Here is a 3848-nt window from a genome sequence, read left to right as displayed (position 1 = left end):
CCCGTCCCCGCCCGTGAACTGACCGTCACCGCCGCCGACGGCGCCCGGATCCACGTGGAGGTGCACGGTCCCGAGGGGGCGCCCGCGGTCGTGCTGGCGCACGGCTGGTGCTGCTCGACCTCCTTCTGGGCGGCGCAGGTCCGCGAACTGGCCGCCGACCACCGGGTCGTCGCCTACGACCAGCGCGGCCACGGCCGCAGTCCGGCGAACCCGGCGTACGGCACCGAGCCGCTCGCCGACGACCTGGAAGCGGTTCTGGAGGCGACGCTCGCGCCGGGGGAACGGGCGGTGGTGGCCGGGCACTCGATGGGCGGGATGACGGTGATGGCCGCGGCGACCAGGTCCGCGGTGCGCGAGCACGTGGCGGCCGTTCTGCTGTGCAGCACGGGCAGTTCGCGGCTGGTGGCGTCCGCCACCGTGGTGCCGCTCGGGGAGGGCCGGGTGCGCACCTGGCTGACCCGGCGGATCCTCGGCTCCCGGGCGCCGCTCGGGCCGGTCACGCCGCTCGCCAGGCGGATCCTCAGGTACGGGACGATGGGCCCCGGTTCGGGCCCGGACATGATCGAGGCCTGTGCCCGCATCGTGCACGCCTGCCCGCGCCGCGTCCGGCACGGCTGGTCGCAGGTGCTCGACCTGCTCGATCTCGACCACGGCGTGCGGGAGTTGCGGATGCCGGTGGAGGTCGTGGTCGGCAGCGCCGACCGGCTGACCCCGCCCGTGCAGGCCCGGTCGCTGGCCGCCGCGCTGCCCAACTGCGTGGGCCTGACGGAGCTGGAGGGGCTCGGCCACATGACGCCGGTGGAGGCGCCGGAGCTGGTCACCGGGAAGATACGGGCGCTCGCCGCCGCCCACATACCCAGCGCACGCAGCGAGCGTGCCGTACACGCCGAGGAGAGCGCATGAGCAGGGTGAGCCTGGAAGGGCGGGTCGCCGTCGTCACCGGAGCGGCGCGGGGTGTCGGGGAACTGCTGGCCCGCAAGCTGTCGGCGCGCGGCGTGAAGGTGGCGCTGGTGGGGCTGGAGCCCGACGCGCTCAAGCAGGTCTCCGCCCGGCTGCACAGCGAGAGCGAGCACTGGCACGCCGACGTGACCGACCACGAGGCGATGGCCCGGGTCGCGGCTGAGGTCAAGGAACGCTTCGGCCGGATCGACATCGTCGTCGCCAACGCGGGCGTGGCCAGCGGCGGTCCCTTCGTCGACTCCGACCCGGAGTCCTGGCGGCGGGTGATCGAGGTCAACCTGATCGGGTCGGCGGTGACGGGCCGCGCCTTCCTGCCGGCGCTGCTGGAGAGCCGTGGCTACCTGCTCCAGATAGCCTCGCTGGCCGCGATCACGCCCGCGCCGATGATGTCCGCGTACTGCGCGTCCAAGTCCGGTGTGGAGGCGTACGCGCACAGCCTGCGCGGCGAGGTCGGGCACCGCGGTGTGAAGGTCGGCGTCGGCTACCTCTCGTGGACCGACACGGACATGGTGCGCGGCGCCGACCAGGACGACGTCATGCGCGAGTTGCGGCAGCGGCTGCCCTGGCCGTCGAACAAGACGTATCCGCTGGGCCCGGCGGTCGACCGGCTCGTGGAGGGCATCGAGCGCCGTTCCGCGCACGTCTACGGGCAGTGGTGGCTGCGCGGCATGCAGGGAATGCGCGGCTACCTGCCGTCCCTCGTGGGGACCGTCGGGCAGCGCGAGATGCGGCGGTTCGGGGACCGGCTGAACGGGGTCCGGATGGGCCTGGTCGGCGCCGGCGGAGCGGCCGACGAACAGGGCCGGTCAGGTGTGACTACGGTCCGTAAGTGATCGACATGCGCAGGGTCACGGCTCGTGTGAATCTGATCGAGCGCCCGGCCGAAGCGGTCGGGCCCGATCACCACAGGAGTGAACCCACATGGGTATGAAGGACCAGTTCCAGGACAAGGCCGAGCGCATGCAGCAGCAGGGCAAGCAGCGGGCCGAGCAGGCGAAGGACCAGATCCAGAACCGCGACCGCCGTCGCGACGAGGACGAGATGGACCCGTCCTCGCGTCGCCGGGAAGCGGAGGACCGCTTCGAGCAGCACCGCGACAACGCCTGATCCGTCGCCGCTGAGGTGAAGGGGCGCCCCCCGTGGTACGGGAGGCGCCCTTGCCCATGTCCGGGCGGCCATGTCCGGGCGGCCGGGCCCAGGTTCTCACTGCCGGGGCGGCAGCGGCGGACGGGATCGGTCCGGTACGTCCGCGTAACCGGGCGGCGTCGCGGGCGGGTTGGTCTCCAGCAGTTCCAACGCCAGCCGCACCGCCTCGTCGAGGACCGGGTAGCGGCCCTCGGCCCAGTCCAGGGGGGTGCGCAGCGCCTCGACGTCGGGGGCGACGCCGTAGTTCTCCACGGACCAGCCGTACGCGTCGAACCAGGCGGCGTTCATGGGCACCGTGATCACCGTGCCGTCGCCGAGGCGGTGCCGGCCGGTCATGCCGACCACGCCGCCCCAGGTGCGCTGCCCGACGACCGGGCCGATGCGCAGCAGCTTGAACGCGGCGGTGATCATGTCGCCGTCGGAGGAGGTGGCCTCGTCGGCGACCGCGACGACCGGGCCGCGCGGCGCGTTGGAGGCGTACGACACCGGCTGGGCGTCGCGGGTGAGGTCCCACCCCAGGATGGTGCGGGTCAGTTTCTCGACGACGAGTTCGCTGATGTGCCCGCCGGCGTTGCCGCGCACGTCCACGATGAGCGCGGGCCGGGAGACCTCCATGCGCAGGTCGCGGTTGAACTGGGCCCAGCCGGAGCCGCCCATGTCGGGGATGTGCAGGTAGCCGCACCGTCCGCCGCTCAACTCGCGCACGACCTCGCGGCGTTTGGCGACCCAGTCCTGGTAGCGCAGGGGGCGTTCGTCGACCAGCGGTACGACGGCGACCCTGCGGGACGGTCCTCCGGTGCCCTCGGCCGGTGAGAAGGTCAGCTCCACCGTCGTACCGCCCGCCCCCGCCAGCAGCGGATACGGGCCGGCCGCCGGGTCCACCGGGCGGCCGTCCACGTGGGTCAGTACGGCCCCCTCGCGGATGCCCGTGCCGGCCAGCGGGGAGCGGGCCTTGGAGTCGGAGGAGTCGCCGGGCAGGATGCGCTTGACCATCCAGTGGCCCTCCCGGCAGACGAAGTTGGCGCCGAGCAGGCCCTGCCAGCGCTGGTAGTGCGCCGGGCCCTCGTTGCGCCGGGCGGCGGCGACGTAGGCGTGGGAGGTGCCGAGTTCGCCGAGCACTTCGCGCAGCAGGTCGGCGAACTCGTCCGGGGTGGCGACCCGTTCGACCAGCGGACGGTACTGGTCCAGGACGGCGTCCCAGTCGATGCCGCACATGCCGGGGTCCCAGAAGTAGGCGCGGATCAGGCGGCCCGCCTCGTCGTAGGCCTGGCGCCACTCCGCGGGCGGGTCGACCACGTGCAGGATGCGGCGGAGGTCGATCCAGGTGGTCGAGTCGCCGTCGCCGGCCTCGGTGGCGGGCACCGCGCGCAGGTCGCCCTCGTCGAGCACGACCAGGCGGGTGCCGTCGCCGCTGACCCGGAACCAGTCGAGGTGGTCGACCAGTTCGGACTTCTTCGCCTTGGCCAGGCCGAAGTGCTCCAGGGTGGGCCGCTCGCTGGGGTCGGCCGGGTTGGCGAAGGTCTCGCCGAGCGCGCCCGAGATCGGCCAGCGCAGCCAGACCAGGCCGCCCCCGGCGACCGGTTGCAGCGCCGAGTACTTGGAGGCGGCGACCGGGAAGGGGGTCACCCGGCTCGCCAGGCCCTCGACCTCGACGGTGACGGCGCCGCCCTCGCCGGGTTCGTCCTCCAGGGGGTCCAGACCGCCGGCGGCGGGGCGGCCCTCGGGGTTGAGGGCGAAGGGGG

4 protein-coding genes are annotated in these 3848 nt (G+C 73.6%); 3 read left to right on the top strand and 1 reads right to left on the bottom strand.

Translation table 11 applies throughout. The features are described 5' to 3' along the window. From DMH12_RS37670 to DMH12_RS37660, 3 genes are all read left to right on the top strand, one after another. Positions 1-903: alpha/beta fold hydrolase (locus DMH12_RS37670; RefSeq protein WP_148107591.1), on the top strand; the 903-nt coding region annotated here is incomplete at its 5' end. Then, on the top strand, positions 900-1793 hold the full coding sequence (locus DMH12_RS37665; protein WP_122617505.1) for an SDR family oxidoreductase: 894 nt from the start codon (positions 900-902) through the stop codon (positions 1791-1793). The genes DMH12_RS37670 and DMH12_RS37665, both read left to right, overlap by 4 nt. Positions 1794-1881: 88 nt before the next feature. Continuing rightward, positions 1882-2067 carry a hypothetical protein gene (locus DMH12_RS37660; RefSeq protein ID WP_125495759.1) on the top strand — a complete coding sequence of 62 codons (186 nt, stop codon included), beginning with the start codon at positions 1882-1884 and terminating at the stop codon, positions 2065-2067. Between the two features lie 96 nt (positions 2068-2163). Here the strand turns inward: DMH12_RS37660 and DMH12_RS37655 are convergent. Then, a partial coding sequence (locus DMH12_RS37655; RefSeq protein ID WP_185832771.1) for a S41 family peptidase occupies positions 2164-3848 on the bottom strand: 1685 nt, incomplete at its 5' end.

Origin of the sequence: Streptomyces sp. WAC 04229, assembly GCF_003947455.1 — a bacterium.
GTDB lineage: Bacteria > Actinomycetota > Actinomycetes > Streptomycetales > Streptomycetaceae > Streptomyces.
Note: the sequence above shows the minus strand (reverse complement) of the source record. Positions and strands in the feature narration are given on the sequence as shown.

What these genes read in the sequence shown, in the direction of transcription:
- DMH12_RS37665 (WP_122617505.1), top strand. Translation starts at nt 900, where the DNA reads ATGAGCAGGGTGAGCCTGGAAGGGCGGGTCGCCGTCGTCACCGGAGCG.
- DMH12_RS37660 (WP_125495759.1), top strand. Translation starts at nt 1,882, where the DNA reads ATGGGTATGAAGGACCAGTTCCAGGACAAGGCCGAGCGCATGCAGCAG.